This is a genomic window from Streptomyces sp. NPDC018964, assembly GCF_044390325.1.
Classification (GTDB): domain Bacteria; phylum Actinomycetota; class Actinomycetes; order Streptomycetales; family Streptomycetaceae; genus Streptomyces.
This window is the reverse complement of sequence record NZ_JBIRYZ010000001.1, coordinates 100225-117212: the sequence shown is the minus strand read 5'-3', so window position 1 is coordinate 117212 and position 16988 is coordinate 100225. Positions and strand designations below refer to the sequence as shown.

Annotated in this window: 18 protein-coding genes; 10 read left to right on the top strand and 8 right to left on the bottom strand. The window is 70.0% G+C overall.

Annotation, left to right across the window (positions count from 1 at the left end; translation table 11 throughout):
* Positions 1–379 precede the first annotated feature (379 nt).
* Positions 380–1975: an ISL3 family transposase gene (locus tag ACH5AO_RS00490; protein WP_398920254.1), complete on the top strand. Its 1596-nt coding sequence runs from the start codon at positions 380–382 to the stop codon at positions 1973–1975.
* A 9-nt stretch (positions 1976–1984) separates the two neighbouring features.
* Here the strand turns inward: ACH5AO_RS00490 and ACH5AO_RS00485 are convergent, their stop codons facing one another.
* The 4 genes from ACH5AO_RS00485 to ACH5AO_RS00470 form a co-directional block, all read right to left on the bottom strand.
* Positions 1985–2317, bottom strand: coding sequence for a hypothetical protein (locus tag ACH5AO_RS00485; protein WP_398920252.1), 333 nt, complete (start codon positions 2315–2317; stop codon positions 1985–1987).
* A 103-nt stretch (positions 2318–2420) separates the two neighbouring features.
* Positions 2421–2609, bottom strand: a complete 189-nt coding sequence (locus ACH5AO_RS00480; RefSeq protein ID WP_355566395.1) for a hypothetical protein — start codon at positions 2607–2609, stop codon at positions 2421–2423.
* Positions 2610–2931: 322 nt separating this feature from the next.
* Complete coding sequence (locus ACH5AO_RS00475; RefSeq protein WP_398920249.1) at positions 2932–3132, bottom strand: DUF397 domain-containing protein; 201 nt, start codon at positions 3130–3132, stop codon at positions 2932–2934.
* Positions 3129–4001 (bottom strand): Scr1 family TA system antitoxin-like transcriptional regulator, encoded by an 873-nt coding sequence (locus tag ACH5AO_RS00470; protein WP_398920248.1) that lies wholly within the window; start codon positions 3999–4001, stop codon positions 3129–3131. The genes ACH5AO_RS00475 and ACH5AO_RS00470 overlap by 4 nt, the downstream gene beginning before the upstream one ends.
* 421 nt (positions 4002–4422) lie before the next feature.
* Between ACH5AO_RS00470 and ACH5AO_RS00465 the strand changes: the two genes are divergently transcribed.
* The 6 genes from ACH5AO_RS00465 (at position 4423) to ACH5AO_RS00440 (ending at position 9201) form a co-directional block, all read left to right on the top strand.
* Positions 4423–4887: a hypothetical protein gene (locus ACH5AO_RS00465; RefSeq protein WP_398920246.1), complete on the top strand. Its 465-nt coding sequence runs from the start codon at positions 4423–4425 to the stop codon at positions 4885–4887.
* Positions 4888–4895: 8 nt separating this feature from the next.
* Positions 4896–6410, top strand: a complete 1515-nt coding sequence (locus ACH5AO_RS00460; RefSeq protein ID WP_398920244.1) for a hypothetical protein — start codon at positions 4896–4898, stop codon at positions 6408–6410.
* A complete protein-coding gene (locus ACH5AO_RS00455; protein WP_398920242.1) occupies positions 6407–7093 on the top strand; it encodes a hypothetical protein in 687 nt (228 codons plus the stop codon). Before ACH5AO_RS00460 ends, ACH5AO_RS00455 begins: the two co-directional genes overlap by 4 nt.
* Before the next feature lie 113 nt (positions 7094–7206).
* Positions 7207–7683, top strand: a complete 477-nt coding sequence (locus ACH5AO_RS00450) for an ATP-binding protein (RefSeq protein ID WP_398920240.1) — start codon at positions 7207–7209, stop codon at positions 7681–7683.
* 415 nt (positions 7684–8098) lie between these two features.
* Positions 8099–8539, top strand: coding sequence for a ComF family protein (locus ACH5AO_RS00445; RefSeq protein WP_398920239.1), 441 nt, complete (start codon positions 8099–8101; stop codon positions 8537–8539).
* A 245-nt stretch (positions 8540–8784) separates the two neighbouring features.
* Positions 8785–9201: a hypothetical protein gene (locus ACH5AO_RS00440; RefSeq protein ID WP_398920237.1), complete on the top strand. Its 417-nt coding sequence runs from the start codon at positions 8785–8787 to the stop codon at positions 9199–9201.
* Positions 9202–9287: 86 nt separating this feature from the next.
* Here the strand turns inward: ACH5AO_RS00440 and ACH5AO_RS00435 are convergent, their stop codons facing one another.
* The 3 genes from ACH5AO_RS00435 to ACH5AO_RS00425 all read right to left on the bottom strand — a co-directional run bounded on the left by ACH5AO_RS00435 (position 9288) and on the right by ACH5AO_RS00425 (position 12113).
* The gene (locus ACH5AO_RS00435) at positions 9288–9596 is read right to left on the bottom strand and encodes a hypothetical protein (protein WP_398920236.1); all 309 of its coding nucleotides are present in this window, start codon (positions 9594–9596) and stop codon (positions 9288–9290) included.
* On the bottom strand, positions 9593–10159 hold the full coding sequence (locus ACH5AO_RS00430; protein ID WP_398920234.1) for an RNA polymerase sigma factor: 567 nt from the start codon (positions 10157–10159) through the stop codon (positions 9593–9595). The genes ACH5AO_RS00435 and ACH5AO_RS00430 overlap by 4 nt, the downstream gene beginning before the upstream one ends.
* Before the next feature lie 256 nt (positions 10160–10415).
* Positions 10416–12113 carry an IclR family transcriptional regulator C-terminal domain-containing protein gene (locus ACH5AO_RS00425; RefSeq protein WP_398920232.1) on the bottom strand — a complete coding sequence of 566 codons (1698 nt, stop codon included), beginning with the start codon at positions 12111–12113 and terminating at the stop codon, positions 10416–10418.
* Positions 12114–12339: 226 nt separating this feature from the next.
* Here ACH5AO_RS00425 and ACH5AO_RS00420 point away from each other — a divergent pair, with 226 nt between their 5' ends.
* Both ACH5AO_RS00420 and ACH5AO_RS00415 read left to right on the top strand, forming a co-directional pair.
* Positions 12340–13086, top strand: coding sequence for an aquaporin (locus ACH5AO_RS00420; protein WP_398920230.1), 747 nt, complete (start codon positions 12340–12342; stop codon positions 13084–13086).
* 29 nt (positions 13087–13115) lie between these two features.
* Positions 13116–14585, top strand: coding sequence for an aldehyde dehydrogenase family protein (locus tag ACH5AO_RS00415; RefSeq protein WP_398920229.1), 1470 nt, complete (start codon positions 13116–13118; stop codon positions 14583–14585).
* Positions 14586–14681: 96 nt separating this feature from the next.
* On the opposite strand, the gene ACH5AO_RS00410 is transcribed toward ACH5AO_RS00415, so the two are convergent.
* Positions 14682–15170: a carboxymuconolactone decarboxylase family protein gene (locus ACH5AO_RS00410; protein WP_398920227.1), complete on the bottom strand. Its 489-nt coding sequence runs from the start codon at positions 15168–15170 to the stop codon at positions 14682–14684.
* Positions 15171–15484: 314 nt separating this feature from the next.
* Here ACH5AO_RS00410 and ACH5AO_RS00405 point away from each other — a divergent pair, with 314 nt between their 5' ends.
* Positions 15485–16855 (top strand): cellulase family glycosylhydrolase, encoded by a 1371-nt coding sequence (locus tag ACH5AO_RS00405; protein WP_398920225.1) that lies wholly within the window; start codon positions 15485–15487, stop codon positions 16853–16855.
* Positions 16856–16988 lie beyond the last annotated feature (133 nt).

Sequence of the window (16988 nt, the reverse complement as noted above, 5' to 3'; positions counted from 1 at the left end):
CGCCGGCCGGGAACGACGGGGAGACACGGTTCGACCGTTCCGGCACGAGGGAGGAGCCGTCGCCCGGCCGGGGCGACCGTCGGATGTGACTTCGTGCACTCCGCTGCGGGAACGACACCAGCCACTGTCGTGGAGGATCAACGCAGCGCGATCAAGTGCTGGCTGCCGCCTCGGACCACGGCAGGCGACTCACTCGGTGTTCGAATCCCGGTGTACTGCGGCGCCTCCCGAAGTGGTGAACATCTGCTGCCCGTTCTCGGGCTCTGGTCCACTTCTTGTGGTCGCGTACGCAGCGTGCCGATCGGTCGTCGTTCGACGGCGGGTGACATTGCCCGAAAATCGACCTGCCAGAGGGTGATGGCGTCGACAGTTCTGCGCCGTGAACAACGTGCGGCCGCAGCTGGAAGAGCTGCTGTTCGGGGCGGTGGAGAACATGTCGGTGGAGTCGGTCGACGTGACTGACGCTGTCGTAAGAGTGGAGGCCCGGTCCACGGCCAGGCGGGCGGCCTGTCCGGGCTGTGGGTGCTGGTCGAGTCGAATACACGGCTCTTACCTGCGCTTTCCCCGAGATCTACCCACGTCGGGCAAGCTCGTCGTCATGTCGTTGCGGGTGCGCCGGTTCGTCTGCGCTGAGGGCTCCTGCCCGCGTAAGACGTTTGCCGAGCAGGTGCCCGGCCTCACCCGTCGATTCGCTCGCCGGACGGAACGGCTGCGCTCGACGCTCGTCTCGGTCGGTCTCGCGCTCGCGGGACGGGCTGGCGCCCGAATGTCGGACGCCTTCGGGGTTCGAGTCAGCCGAAACACCCTGCTGAGGCTGATCACCTCGCTGCCGGATCCGCCTGCCGCCACGCCCCGCGTGCTCGGCGTCGACGAATACGCTCAGCGCAAGGGTCGGATCTACGGAACCATCCTCGTCGACGTCGAGACACGCCGACCGGTGGACCTCCTGCCGGACCGGGAGGCGGACACCCTCGCGGCCTGGCTGTCCGAGCGACCCGGGATCGAGATCATTTGCCGGGACCGCGCCCTCTTCTACGCCGAGGGCGCCACCCGCGGCGCCCCTCAAGCCCTCCAGGTCGCCGACCGATGGCACCTCTGGCACAACCTTGGCGAAGCCGCCGAGAAGTGCGTCTACCGGCACCGCGCTTGCCTGCGGCCCGCACCTGAGTCACCGCAGGAACCAGACCAGGCGCCGGAGTCACCCGCGGCCTCGCCGTGGCCAACAGGCCACCGGTTCGCCGAACGCACCCGCGCCAAGCACGCCACCGTCCACGCCCTGCTGGCCGCCGGTCACAGCAAGCGGTCCATCGCCCGGCAGCTCGGAATGGGCCTCAACACCGTTCTCCGATTCTCCCGCGCCACCGAGCCGGAGCAACTGTTCACCGGCCAGTGGCAAAGTCGTCCCACCAAGCTGGACGTGTACAAGCCCTGCCTTGACCAGCGATGGCAGGAGGGCTGCACCAACGCCTGGAAACTGTGGGAGGAGATCAAGACACAGGGCTACCCGGACGGCTACGGCAACGTCCGCGCCTACGTCAGCCGGAACCTACGCGGCAAGCCCCAACCGGTCGGCCCCCGACCGCCATCCGCCCGCGCCGTCACCCGCTGGATCCTCACCCGCCCCGACGCCCTGGCCGAGAGTGACCGGCTCCAGCTCAAGACCGTGCTGGCCAACTGTCCCGAACTCGACGCACTCACCGAGCACGTGCGCTCCTTCGCACACATGCTGACCCAGCTGCAAGGCCACCAACTGCCGGCCTGGACCGAAGCGGCAGCCGCGGCCGACCTGCCCAGCCTCCAGCGATTCGCCCGGCATCTGGAGCGCGACCTCGACGCCGTCACTGCCGGACTCTCGCAGCCGTGGAACTCCGGGGTCGTCGAAGGCCATGTCAACCGAATCAAGATGCTCAAGCGCCAGATGTTCAGCCGAGCAAGCTTCGAACTCCTCCGCAAGCGCGTTCTGCTCCACTTCTGAGCCTGCTGTTCAGTCTTCGGCGTCCGGCGAAGGTGAGTCGCTTTCGGCGGCGAGGGTGACCTGAGCGGTCCATGACCAAGGTTCCTGGGGCGGCTCCCAGCTCACCTCCACCTCGGTGTCGTGGAAGTCGCGCGCGAGTTCCGTCACCATCACCGCCGCCGCAGCCCGCGCGTCTTGCGGGTCGGTGTTGATCGGGACGTCCAGCCGTCCGCAGAGATTTCCGCTTTCGGTGAGGACGCTGGTGCGCCAGCCTTCCGGCGTCGCAAACAGGAAGATCCCCTTCGGAATGTCCCAGGCGGGCCGCTTCTTCTTCTTCTTCTTCTCCTTCTCGCGTCTCACCATGCCGCCTATCCAACATCGTCGAGTTCACGGTGACGAGTCTGGGTGGAGGATCAACCGCCGCGGCACGGTTTGGTGCCGGCCTTGCACGGCAAGCTGAGACCCTTCAGGACAGATCGTCGATGAGCCCGAAGCCCTCCGGGAACTCCTCCAGGAACTCACGGCGAGCGGGGTTGGTCTCGGCAGCTGCCATCTCCCCGAGCAGGGTGATCAGCTCCTGCTGCTGATCACTCGGCAGCGTGCTGACCACGTGGGCGACGCCCTCCATGACCTTGACCGCGTCGTCCTGATCCATCTGCTCGTCTTCAATGCCATCGATGAACCACAGGACATCGACCAAAGCCTCGGCCAAGGCACGAGTCAGGGACGGGTACGAAGACGTCACGACGGTCTCCCAGTAGATCAACGGCAGAGTCCGGCCATCCCACCACACACCGCTGACATCACGATCCGTGAGCCTCCACGGAAAGTGGACCAGAACCCGTTCTCGTGAACAAAGCCACCGGCCGAGGCCTGCTCCTCGTTGCCACGCTCGCGGATGCGTGGGGCTGCGAGCCCCATCGCCTGGGCGGGCACGGTCACCCTCCCCGGGGTCCGGGGAGGGGCCGCGCCACGCGTCAGATCCGGCCGCGTCCGAGATCCGCGAGGAACCCGGACCATGCGCTCCGCGCGAACGCGAGCTGGGGTCCGCCGCGTTCCTTGGAGTCCCGTACATGTATGGCGGTCATATCGGAGGCGACTTCAACGCACGCCCCTCCTTCGCCGCTGCTGTAGCTGCTCTTGAACCAGTCCAGCCGTGCGGGCTGTTCAGTGTTCATCGGTCTCCCAGCATCTTTTTGATCAAGGTCAGTGATTCTTCTGGCGTGAGTGCCTGTGCCCTGATGCTGCCGTAGCGTGCGGCAAGGATACGTACCTCGTCCGGGTCTGTGATCAGGCGGCTGATGTGCTGGACCTCCAGGTATGCCACCTGTGGCTTGCCCTTCGGGGTGAGCAGGATGAACGGCCCGCCCAGGCTGGGGTGTTCCTTGCGCTCCATCGGCAGCACCTGGAGCTCCACACTGCGTAGCCTGCCGAACCTCAGCAGGGCTTCCAGTTGTTCACGATGAACGTCCCACCCGCCGAGCGGGCGGCGCAAGACGGATTCCTCGATGGTGAAGGTCGTGAACGGCGGAGGCCAGCGGTCGAAGATCTGCTGGCGATCCAGCCGTGCGGCCACGCGCTGCTCGATGGTTGCCTCGTCCAGGAAGGGCTGACGCGTTCGGAACACCACGTTCGCGTGAGCTTCCGTCTGGAGGAGCCCCGGAAGGACGAGCGAACTGTAGTCGTGCAGTTCCACCGCCTCCTGCTCCAACCGCGCATAATCCCGGAACCACTCCGGGTGCCGCACCCTCCGCCGAGTCTTCGCCCGTTCCACATCCTCCGCCGCGGAGGCCAGCAGGCCCCCGCACTCCAGCAACGTGTCCACCGCGACCAGCAGCTCCGGCTGAGGCGTTCGCCGCGCCCGCTCGACCGAGGAGATCGTCTCCTCCCCGTACCCGAGCCGGTCGCCCAGCTCCTTCTGACTCAGTCCCGCCCGCTCCCGGGCCACCTTGATCTGTCGGCCGAGAGCCCGGAACAGGTCCGCGACCTCGTCCGTGCCGTCCGTATCGCCGCTTGTGGGAACCCCCGCACCCGGCTGTGCCGCCATCCCGTACCACCACCCTGTTCCTTGTACCGAGAACGAACCGGCGGCGGCACGGCCGCGTCACGCCCGTACACCCGTACACTGCACCGTCCGCACCGGGGCAGTCACCCTCCGTGTCGCCCGCGGTGCTCCCCACGGTAGGACGACTCCGTCACTCCTGGTGGGGTGAACCAGGGAACCGTCACCGCACCTGGTGAACCCACAGCGCTCGTGGCTCGCTTCCGCACCCTGCTCTCCACCACGGTGTCTGGCGTGCGCACCGCACGCCATGCCGCCGGGTGCCGGCTCACGGCGCAACAGGGCCGATCGGAAGCGAGGCAAAACCAATCGTCGAGCAGGTGAAGGGAGTTGGTAAGTTTGCGCGAGCGGCGGCTGGCGGTTGCAGTGGAGCCCGCCACAGCGGGGCGAGGAACGGGGGAGCGGAGTGGTCTGGGAAGAGTGGGAGAGGTCCAAGGCCGCGGCATCGGAGGGCCAGGCCGCCCGGATGCAGCTGAACCAGACCGGACCGGGAGGCGCCGGCGACCTGGACCTCGTGGTGTACCAGGACGATCTCGGGGCCGTCGGTCATGAGGCGTTCGTCCTCCACGGCGAGCTGAAGAAGAGAGCGGACATCGCCGGGGTGGGCGCGGACAAGAACGGATCCGGGTCCACCATGCGGGCGGCCGCCGAGCTCAAGAGCCACGATCTCGGGCTCGGTTCGGAACTGGAGTCGACCGTCGAGGTCTGGACCTCGCAGGTGAGGCACGTCCTGCAGGCCTGCGCGCACATCTCCAACCACCTCGACTACAGCAAGAAGCTGTATGCGCGGGAGGACGCCAAGATAGCCGCCGAGGTCCGCAGCCGTACGGGGACGTTGCCCGTCTCGGTGCTGAACGACTACTTCAAGTAGGAAGTGCCATGGGTGGTTTCTCGTACTCGGACCTCATGGCCCTGGACCTCGCCAAGCTGGGGACGGCCGCGTCCGACTGGGTGACGATGGCCGGCGAACTGGCCGACCTCGCGACCGACGTGCGGGACGGCCTGACGAAGAAGTCGGACGGAGCCCGCTGGAAGGGCGTCAACGCCGGTGTGACCAAGGAGTTCGTGCGCAAGACGGCCAAGGAGTTCACGGACCTGCAGGCGGAGGCCGAGAGCATCGCCAACGTCCTCACCGACGCCCACGCCGAGCTGACCTACTGTCAGGAGCGGGCGCGAGTTCTCACGGACGATGCGCGTAAGGGCGACCCGGACCGGAATCCGCCGGACCCGGGGCTCCTCGTCCTCGACGGCCCGGACGGGACGGTCCGCGTCACGGAGGCGATGTGCACCCCCGAAGGCCCCGACCAGCGCGCCAAGGACCGCATGCAGTGGTACGCGGACACCCTCACGGGGATCGTCCAGCACGCCGCCGAGGTCGACGCGGCGGCCGTACGCGCGCTGCGCAAGAGTCACGGCAGCGACCCGCACAACGCGGGCCACGCCACGTACACGTCCCTCGACGAGGAGCAGTTGCCGCGCGCGAAGGAACTGGCCGGGCTCGGCGGAGACGCGAACCCGGAGCAGCGGGCCGAGCTGCGTCGCCTGTGGGAGTCCCTGAGTCCCGAGGCACGGGCACGGCTCTGGCAGGCGCAGAAGGACGACCTGATGGCGGCGGGCATCCTGAGCCCCACCATGCCGCAGATCGCGGCGGACGCAGGCTCGGGGAAGCACGGGTCCGAGTCGCCGGGCTTCGACGAGTGGACCACCAAGCAGAAGATGGAACTGCTGACGGAGGGTGCCGACTGGAAGGGCATGACGGACGCGTCCCGCCACATGGCCCACTACCTGGGGAACAGCGGCAGCCCCATGAACCTGCCTGTCGACAAGATGATGGCGGACGTCCCCTCCTTCAAGGCGTACGTCGACGAGACGGTTCGGCTGAACCAGAACGACTGGCGCAGGCAGGCTCTCGATGAGTTCAGGAAGAACGGTGGGAAACCGGTCGCCTTCCCGGTCGAGGTGAAGCATCCCGAGGGCTTCTACTTCGCGCAGGAGGACAACTCCAACTGGTTCTACGCGGTGGGCGGCGCCAACACCAACGTCACCGGTGTGGTGACCGCTGTTCCGGACGCGAACGGCAACCCCAGGATCGGGGTCGACTACCAGGCGAACGTCTGGGACCGGTACAACTGGGACGAGGGCAAGGGTGTCGACATCGGTCCGCTGGAGATCCCCGACGGGCAGATGGCCAAGCTGCACCGGGTAGGTTTCGCCCAGGAGTTCGACATGGCGGGCAGTAGCAGCGTCCACCACTACGACCTCGGCTCCTCGAAACCCAACGGCGACCCGCTACCGGGTCCCGACGACAGCAGGGACGGACGCTTGAACCCCGGCCGGGAACAGCAACAGGACCGTGCGACCGGCATGCCGACGGGAAGGGCGGATGGCCGGTGAGCGTCGTGAATCCCTTCCAAGCACCCGAGGAAGACGCGAGCGGCGTCGAGGGCGGCGGCGGTCGCCGCCCGTGGCTCGTCGCCGGCGTGGCAGCGGGTGTGCTGGTCCTGTCGGGCGCCGTGGTCACGGCGGGCTGGCTCCTCAGCGCACCGGACGGCACCGGACCCGGTGACCGCCTGGGCGAGGAAGCGGCGGACGTGCGGTGGGCCGAGGGGATCACACCGGAGTGGATGAGCGAGCAGCTGGACCTCGACATCCCGGCCACGGCCCGGTCCCCGCAGGCCGCCTACAAGGTCACCTCCCGCTTCGACACGGGCATCCTCACCTTCACCCTGACCAGGTCGGAGGCGGAGGCCTATCTGAAGCAGCACTCGCCGGAGAAGAAGTGGCTGGAACCGACCTCCGCACAGACCGACGCCGCCCCCCACGACTTCGCGCACTTCGGGCTCCCGGAACCTGAGACGCTCAAGGATGGCATGCGCTACGGCTACGTCTGTCCTGGCTCCTCCGAGGCTACAGAGGAACAGGAAATCTCTGACATGTATGGCTTGTCCGACAAGCATTGTGTCAGTGTTTATGTGCACGATTACACGCCACAGCGCACCCGAATCTACATCCGCGACCGCTTCGAACCCGGCATCAGTCCTCTCCCCACACCGCTCTTGCCGACGTCAACGGGATGAGGGTGAATCGGCCACGTCGTGCCCGTACACCACACCGTCGGCACCGGGACGGTCACCCCGCGTACCGTCCGCGGTGCTCCCCACGGTAGGGCGACTCGGTCACCCTGGGTGAGGTGAACCAGGAAGCCGTCACCGCACCCGGTGAACCGAACGTCGTCGCACGTCACTTCCACACCCTGTTCCCCACCACGGCGCACGGTGCGCACGTCGCGCGCCGTGCCGCCGAGCGCTGGCTCGCCGGACAGCAGGAGTGGCCGGGGGCCCATGCCGGCGACGACAGTGCTGCCACGGCGTCCCTCCTCATCGCGGAGCTGACCGCGAACGCCGCCCGGCACGGCCGGGTGCGGGGCAGGAACGCGCGCCTCGCCCTAGCCCTGACGTCCGCCACCCTCCGGATCGAAGTCGCCGACGCGCGAGGCGACCGCCTGCCCGTGACCGCGGCCCCGGACGTCGATGCGGGTGACGAGTCCGGGCGGGGCCTGCTCCTCGTCGCCACGCTCGCGGATGCCTGGGGCTGCGAGCCGTACCAGCCGGGCGGCAAGACGGTCTGGGCCGAGTGCGTCTGGTGGGGCACGGCGGCCCGCCAGTAGGATGCCCTCAAAATAGAACACACAAGCTATTGATTGTTCGATTCGAAAGGTCGGGTCAGGCGACCCATACCGACGGCATCACACCACGGGCGGATGCCCTTGTTTCCTTCGAACAAGTAACACGGAGTAGCCGGTGCCCGTACTACCTGGGCGGCAGCGCCTCCATATGCGCCGGCTGCGCGGCGCGCTCCCTCGAACCAGTCCCGGAGGCCCACTGCGCGGTGTGCAGTCAGGCGGTCGGCGCGGGGCGTCGCTGCTCCAACGGCTTATGTGAACTGCCGGAGAACGAGCGGGGATTCAGCCGAGTCGACGCCGTCGCGATGTTCTCGGGCGACCTGGAGAACGCGGTGCGCGTCTCAAGTACGACGGGGCCTGGGGATGGGCCACCATTTTCGGCCGTCTGATCGTCGGCTGGATGGAACGCAGCCCGGACCGGATGACCGGTGTCGATCTGATCGTCGGCAACCCCACGTGGACGGGCCGCACTCCGATCCGGCACGTCGAGGAGATCCTGAAGGCCGCCGCCATCGAGGACACGGCAGGCCGCTGGCCCTTCCCCGCGTCACCGGTACTGGTCAAACCCACCGACACCGAGCGCTCGGCCGGCAGTAACCGGGAGGCCAAGCGCCTCGCCGCGAGGGCGCACGCCCAGGCCATCCGGATCGAGCACCGGGTACGGGACCACACCGTCCTGCTCTTCGACGACCTGTTCACCACCGGTCAGCAGATGCAGGCCGTCGCCCGACTGCTGCGTGAGGCGGGCGCCAACGAGGTGAGGGGCCTCGTCCTCGCACGGGCGCCCTGGCGGGGAGCGGACCGTCAACCGAGCGGCCAGGGCACCTTGTTCGGTGCATGACCGTGCGTCACCGGTGAGACCCTCACGTCCTGGCTGCGTGTTCCGCCGCCATCGTGCCCTGTCTCGTAATGTCCGGCGCGAATCCGAATCGATCGGCTGAAGCTCCCCCTTGCATGACCAGCGGAAACGCTAACTACCAGGACTTGGGGGAACTTCAGGTGGTCCGTCTCCCCGGCTCACGTACTCGGACGGATCTGAGTACGTGAGCGCTGTCCGACGGCGGCGTGCGGCGGGAGGATCGGGGCATGCGTCAAGGACTTGTGAAACTGCTTCCCTGGTTGGCGTCGGCCCTCGTGCCGGCCGTGACGGCGTCGGTGATGTGGGCCGTGTGGCTGGGCTGGGACCAACACCGTGACGTGCACCCCGACGGCTCGTCGACCGGTCCGTACGAGGCGTGGCAGGTGATCGGGCTGGTATTGACCCTGCTGGTGCCGGTGTGCTGGGCGGCGTTCCGGAACCACGGCGCGGGCGCGGTGGTCGGTACCACGGCCGGCCTGACCGCTGCCGCCTTCCTGGACTGGTCGGACGACGCCAGCGGCCTCTTCATGGTCGGCGTGGGGATGGTCATGATCGGCAGCCTCGTCATGACCGCCGTTGTTTCCTCCGTCATCACCTCCGCGACACGGCACGGGTTTGTGACACGGCACGGGCGACCGGTCTGAACCAGGCGGCGGAACTCGGGCGGACAGCTGCGGGGTACGGCGGCCTCCGGATGCCGCTGGATCAGTTCTCCGGCAACCCGACTCCATCAGACCCGGGGCGGACCAGTGCCGCCCGCCTTCGTCAGGGTGCAGACGCCGTCCGTGCAGTTGCGTTCCAGACGGCCGCGGGAGACGGTCTGCGCCAGGCCGATCATCCAGCAGGCCGGGCAGCCGCGGAGGGCGACCAGGCCCAGGGGTGCGGCCAGCAGGGTGGCGGGGCCGGCGAAGGGCACCAGGGCGATCGAGCCGATGATCAGGCCGAAGCCCAGAACACCGCGCAGCAGGTGCTGGGGGACGGAGGCGCTGGCGAAGTCCGCCTCCGCGCGGACGGGTTCGCCGGTCTCGACGGTCTTCATGGTGGTGTCTCTCCTTCGGCTGCTTCATCGGCCGTCAGGGCTTGCCGCAGAGCGGCCCGGGCCCGGTGGAGCCTCGATTTCATGGCCGCGTTGCTCAGGCCGAGCGACTGCGCGACGAGACGGCCCGGATACCCCTGGACGTCTCTCATGATCAGCACCTGCCGCTGGTCGCGGGGGAGACCGCTGATCGCGACGGCGATCCGCTCGGCGTCCAGCCGCCGCAGCACCGAGGTCTCCGCGGAGGGCGCCGGCTCGCTGCCGGCCTCTTCGGCGACGGAGGCGGAGGTGAGCAGCCGTAGGTGCCGCAGGCATTCGTTGCGCACGATGCGGAACATCCAGGAGGCCAGGGCGCCGGATGCGCGGAGCGTGCCGATCTTCCGGTAGAGGATGATCAGTGCTTCCTGAGCCGCGTCCTCGGCGTCCTGCGGTGTGGCGCACAGTGACAGCGCGAACCTGCGCACATGGGGCTGCGACTCCACGATCACAGCGGTCAGCGAGCTGATGCTGCCGTCCTGGGCGGCCTTGACCAGCCGCTCGTCGGGCCAGGGGGAACTCCGGCTCATGTGTCCTGCTCGTGTCCGGTGATCTGCGGTCGTGACCGGCGTGGATCAGCCACGGCTCCGGTTCCTCCGCTTGAGCAACGTCACGCCGCACACGCAGACCAGCAGTACACCGGCCACTGCGATGATCGCGATCGTCATGCTTCGTTCCTCCTGGTGTCCGTCGGCCCGCTCGGCCGGTTCACGGATAAGAGGCGGCCGAGGCGGAAAAGGATTCAGCGCCGTTGCGGCCGGCGTGAGGACGGACCGCGCGGAGCGGTCAGCCCGTCCGTATGGGACCGTCGGTGAACGCGACCGCCAGGTCCGACTCGATGCGGGCCGCGCAGGCGCGCAGTGGGGGCAGGAGGGTGTCCCGGGTGTGCTCGGGCGGCTCGGGGCCGGCGTGCAGGGCGATGTTCACGGCTGCGACGGCCTGTCCGCTCCGGTCCCGGACCGGTACGGCCAGGGAGCGCAGTCCCACCTCCAACTCCTGCTCGACCAGGGCGTGTTGTTCACCGGCGACCCGGTCCAGGGCGGCGGCGAGCGCCTCGGGTGAGGTGAGCGTGTGCGGGGTCAGGGACCGGGGGTGCGAGGCGGCGATCCGTTCCCGCCGGTCCGCCTCGGGCAGGTCCGCGAGGAGGACCCGGCCCATGGAGGTGGCGTACGCGGGCAGTCGTGTGCCGGGCATGATCCGGGCGCTGGTGATCTGCTGGGCGGCGGCGCGGGCCACGTAGTGGACCTCGGTGCCGTCGAGGACCGCCAGTGATGCCGACTCCCGTACCTGCCCTGCCAGTTCGGTCAGATGGGGCTGGGCGATGTCGGCGAGGGTGAGGGTGGACAGCCGGGCGTAGCCGAGTTCCAGGACGCGCGGGGAGGGCAGGAAGCGGCGGCCGAGCTGTTCCACGTAACCCAGTTGGCGGAGCGTCAGGAGGTTGCGGCGGGTGCTGGGGTACGAGAGGCCGGAGGCCTCGGCGGCCTCGGCGAGGGTGAGGCCGCCGCGCTGCCGGCCGAGCGCGGTCAGGACGGCGAGGCCCCTGGCCAGTGCCTGGAGGAAGGACGGTCCCAGTTCCGGCTTGGCGTCGGCGTAGGCGGGGGCGGGGGGCGGTGCCGTGGCTTCCGGCGAGGCGCCGTACAACGCGTCCGCGATGTGCCGGGCCTCCTCCTCCATCGCGGCCAGCGCGTGTGCGCGCAGTTCCTCGCCGCTGTGGCGGCTGGTGTGCGCGAGCACGCTGATCGCGCAGACGGGCCGGCCGCCGGGGTCGCGTACCGGGACCGCCAGTGCGACCAGGCCCGGGGCGACCAACTGGTCGTCCAGTGCCCAGCCGTCCGCGCCGGCCGCCGCGGTCCAGGCGGCGAAGTCGGCCTCCGTCCGCTCGGAGGCGGGAGCGGTGCGGCGCGCGGGGACGGCCGGGAAGGTCTCGTCCAGGGGGTCGGCGGCGCGGCGGGCCCGCCACGCCTCGTACGTGTCGGGCCCCCAGCCGGCGGCGAGTACGGCACCGGCCGCGCAGCGCTCGGCGGGCAGCAGGTCGCCGACGCGGAAACCCAGGGGGATCATCCGGCCGGGCGGGACGGCCTTGCCGACGATGCGTGCGTCGCAGCCGTCGAGGACGATCGCCGAGACCGACTCGTCGAGGGCGCGGGCCAGCCGGTCGAGGCTCGGCCGCAGCGCCTGGGACAGGCCGCTCGCGTGCAGGTAGGCGTTGCCGAACTCCATCAGGCGCGGGGCCGGCACGAGGTCGCGTCCCACGGCGCGCAGATGGCCGAGGTGGGTCAGGGTCGCGGCGATCCGGTCGACGGTGGAGCGTGCCAGGCCGGTCGCGCGGGCCAGATCGCTCGGGCGCACGGAGTGGGGGGCGTCCGCGACGATCCGCAGCACGGCCAGCCCGCGCTCCAGAGGGCCGGCGGCTTCCGCGGGGGAGTCGGCCGACGCGGGGGTCGCCGGTGCCTGCGGTGCCGTCCTCGAAACGCCCGGCGCCATGGCACTTCCTCCCGTATGTCGGCTTCCCGGCGCGTGCGGCCGTACTCGTCTCAAGGAGAACGCTACCGGCCATTGACAGCCGTCTCGGCGATCGCCCACACTCAGCGCACTCGGTCAATGAAAGTAAGTTCACTGAGCGAAAAAATGGTAGTCCGGTGTGGTGCGGGACGCGTCCCGCCGGGCCGCCTCCGCCTCGCCACTGACCCCGCCCCTGATGAGGACTCCCATGAGCACTTCCGCCCGGAGTCGCGCGGATCTCGTCCGGCACAGCGCGTACGAGTTCGCGCTGACCACGGTGCTTCTCTTCGCCGTGGTGAGCCTGATCCGCCGGCTGGCACACCCCGGCTCGCCGCTGGCGATCGGCGACCCGGACACCCTGTTCGCCGTCGCGGGAGTCGCGGTCGCCGCGCTCATCGCGGGCCTGATGTACTCGCCGTCCGGCCGCGGATCCGGGGGCCACATGCACCCCGGCGTCACCGTCTTCCTGTGGTCGAGCGGCCTCTTCCCCTCCCGCGCCGTCCTCCCGTACGTCACCGCGCAGCTCGCCGGATCCGCGGCCGGTACCGCACTGGCCGGGCTGGTGTGGGGCGATGCCGCGCGCCGGGTCGGACACGGGGCCGTGCACCCCGCACCCGGGGCGGGTACGGTCGAACTGTTCCTCATCGAGGGCGCCGCGCTCGCCGCGGTCTTCGCCACGGTGGCGCTGGTGATGACCAGACCCGCCCTGGGGGCGCTGATCCCGGCGGTCATCGGCACCGGAGTGGGCGTGGTCGTCGCGACCCTGGGCACCGTGACCGGCGCGAGCATCAACCCGGCGCGCGCCTTCGGACCGGCCCTGCTCTCCGGGACGTACGAGCACTTCTGGAACTACATGATCGCGCCGGTGGCCGCCCCGGCTCTCGTCGGCCTCGCCCACCGCGCCCTGCGCACCCGCCGGACCGCCGGCCCCGCACCCTCGCCCGCCCAGGCCTGAGCCCCACATTCCCCGTACAGGAGCATCTCGTGTCCGTCTCCCGAGGACTGATCATCAACGGCCAGGAGGTCCCCGCCTCCTCCGGCCGCACCACGTCCGACACCAACCCCTGGACCGGCGCCGTCTGCGCGGAGATCGCCGCGGGCACCCCGGACGACGTACGCCGTGCCGTGGACGCCGCCGACGCCGCGTTCGAGGCGTGGGCGGCGACCAAGCCGGCCGAACGCCGCCGGATCCTCCTGCGCGCCGCGCACCTGATGACCGAGCGCACCGAGGAGGTCGTACGGCTGATGGCCGCGGAGGTCGGCGGCGTCGCTCCCTGGGCGGGCTTCAACGCCCACCTGGCCGCCGGCATCCTGCTGGAGGCGGCGGCCGAGGTCAGCCGCCCGACCGGCCACATCCTCGCCACCGACGCCGACGGCGTTCTCTCCACGCAGACGCGGGTGCCCAAGGGGGTGATCGCCGCGATCTCGCCGTGGAACGCGCCGGTCATCCTCGGTGTCCGCGCGGTGGCGCTGCCGATCGCGATGGGCAACACCGTGGTGATGAAGCCCAGCGAGGACGCGCCGATCGCCTGCGGCCTGCTCATCTCCGACGTCCTGCACGAGGCGGGACTGCCCGCGGGCGTGCTCAACGTCGTCACCAACGACCGCGCCGACGCCGCCGAGGTGGTCTCCGCGCTGATCTCCGACCCACGGGTACGGATGGTCAACTTCACCGGCTCCACGGAGACCGGCCGCACCATCGGCGTCCAGGCCGCCCGGCACCTCAAGCCCGCCGTCCTCGAACTCGGCGGCAAGAACCCCCTGCTGGTACTGGAGGACGCGGACGTCGACTACGCGGTGGACGCCGCGGTCTTCGGCTCCTTCATGAACGCGGGCCAGATCTGCATGTGCGTGGACCGGGTCATCGTCCACCGCTCGGTCGCCGACGAGTTCACCGCCAAGTTCGCCGCCCGCGTCCGGGCCCTGCCCTGCGGCGACCCGGGCGACCCGGCGACGGCCGTCGGCCCGGTCGTGAACGAGGCCGCCGCCCGCCGGGTCTCGGCGCTGATCGCGGACGCGGTCTCCCAGGGCGCCGAACTGGTCGCGGGCACCGGCGAGATCGAGGAACCGGGCACCCTGATCCGCCCGGTCGTCCTCACCGGGGTCACCGAGGACATGAAGATCTACTACGACGAGATCTTCGGCCCGGCGACCGTGGTCCACGTCGTCGACGGAACCGACGAGGCCGTCGCGCTCGCCAACGACACCCCCTACGGGCTCACCGCGGGCGTCATCACCGAGAACCTGGCCGAGGGCCTGGCGGTCGCCGGGCGGCTGCGCACCGGCATCGTCCACGTCAACGACCAGTCCATCGCCGACGAACCGCAGGCCCCCTTCGGCGGCGTGAAGAGCTCCGGCTACGGCCGCTTCGGCGGCCAGGCCGGCGCCGAGGCCTTCACCGACACCCGCTGGGTCACGGCGCAGGTCAGGGGGCACGCGCACTTCCCGATCTGACGGACGGGCCCCCGGCAGGGCGGACAGCGGACCACCGGCCGGTCCGGGGCACGCGGCCCCGGACCGGCACGAGGCGTCCTCCGGTCAGTCCTCCGGTCAGCCCTTGACCGACGCCGCGAACATGCCCGCCTCGTACGAGCCGCCCTTCTGGTGGGTGATCACCGCGAGCCGGTTGGCCGCGTTGATCAGGGCGACCAGGGTGACCAGCGCGGCGGTCTGGTCGTCGTCGTAGTGCTTGCGCACCCGGGCCCAGGTCTCGTCGGAGACGCCCTCGGAGGCGTCGGCGAGACGGGTGCCCTCCTCGGCGAGGGCCAGGGCCGCCCGCTCGGCCTCGGTGAACACGGTGGACTCGCGCCAGGCGGCGACCAGATGGAGCCGGACCGCGCTCTCACCGGCGGCCGCCGCCTCCTTGACGTGCATGTCGACGCAGTGGCCGCAGCCGTTGATCTGGCTGGCGCGCAGCGACACCAGCTCCTGCGTGGACTTCGGCAGCGGCGAGTCCTGGATCACCAGGGCCGCGCCGGCGAACCGCTTGGCGAACCTGGCGGCGAGCTCGTTCTCGAACAGGTTGAATCGGGTATCCATGGTTTCGTCCTCACTTGTGGTCGTTCGCGGTGTTGAGCTGGTTCGAACACGAGATGCCGGAGGTCCGCTCCCTGTGACAGGGGGGAGGTGTGACGTGCGCCACCGTTCGCGTCGACGGGGCCGGACGCCTCCCTGTGAGCGGCGGTCACCCGCGCCGCGGCATTCTTCGGCCGTCACATGGCTATCGCGCGTCGGTTTGTCGGTGTACGGTCACGGGCCGATGGGCTTTGGGAGCGCTCCCATCGCGTTGCGCCACGCCATGCTCGCGCGACGCGAGTCATCGCACGAGTTCGCACCGCACGAGGAGGAACGCTGTGAAACGCTTTTTGGCCTTACTGGCGACCTGTGCGACGGTCCTGGGCCTCACGGCACTGTCCGGTCCGCAGGCGGCGGCCGCCACCGGCTGCCGGGTCGACTACACGGTGGCCAGCCAGTGGCAGGGCGGCTTCCAGGCCGGAGTGAGGATCACCAACCTGGGCGACCCCGTCTCCGGATGGACGCTCGGATTCACCCTGCCGGACGCCGGTCAGAAGCTCGTCCAGGGCTGGAACGCCACCTGGTCGCAGTCCGGCTCCACGGTCACCGCCGCCGCTGCCGACTGGAACCGCACACTGGCCACCGGCGCCACCGCCGACCTGGGATTCACCGGCTCCTTCACGGGCGCCAACCCGGAGCCCGCGACGTTCACGCTCAACGGCGTCGCCTGCACGGGCTCCGTCGAGGAACCCCCGCCCACCCCGGGCGACGGCACCCCCGTGGACATCAACGGACAGCTGCACGTCTGCGGCGTCCACCTCTGCAACCAGTACGACCGCCCCATCCAGCTGCGCGGCATGAGCACCCACGGCATCCAGTGGTTCAGCCAGTGCTACACCGACGCGTCCCTGGACGCACTCGCGAACGACTGGCGGTCGGACCTGCTGCGCATCTCCATGTACGTGCAGGAGGACGGTTACGAGACCGACCCCGCGGGCTTCACCCGTCGCGTGAACGGCCTCGTCGACATGGCCGAGGCCCGTGGCATGTACGCCGTGATCGACTTCCACACCCTCACGCCGGGCGACCCGAACTTCAACCTCGACCGCGCGAAGACGTTCTTCGCCTCCGTCGCCGCCCGCAACGCCGGCAAGAACAACGTGATCTACGAGATCGCCAACGAGCCCAACGGCGTGAGCTGGGCGGGCATCAAGAGCTACGCCGAGCAGGTCATCCCGGTGATCCGGGCCGCCGACCCGGACGCCGTCGTCATCGTCGGCACCCGCGGCTGGTCCTCGCTGGGTGTCTCGGACGGCTCCAGCGAGAGCGAGGTCGTCGCGAACCCCGTCGACGCCACCAACATCATGTACGCGTTCCACTTCTACGCCGCGAGCCACAAGGACACCTACCGTGCCACGGTGAGCCGGGCGGCCTCCCGACTGCCGCTGTTCGTCTCCGAGTTCGGCACGGTGAGCGCCACCGGCGGCGGAGCGGTGGACCGGGCGAGCAGCATCGCCTGGCTGGACCTGCTCGACCAGCTGAAGATCAGCTACGCGAACTGGACCTACTCCGACGCCGACGAGGGCAGCGCGGCGTTCCGGCCCGGCACCTGCTCCGGCACCGACTACAGCGGCAGCGGCGTGCTGACCGAGTCCGGCGCGCTGCTCAAGAGCCGGATCAGCACCCCGGACGACTTCCCCACGAGCTGATTTTCGGCGGGGGTCCGGCCGGCCGGACCCCCCCCCCCCCCCGGGGGGGGGCGCCCCCCCCCCCCCCCCGGGGTGCCCCCCCCCCCCCCCCCCCCCCCACCCCACCCCCCCCCCCCCCCACCCCCCCACCAGT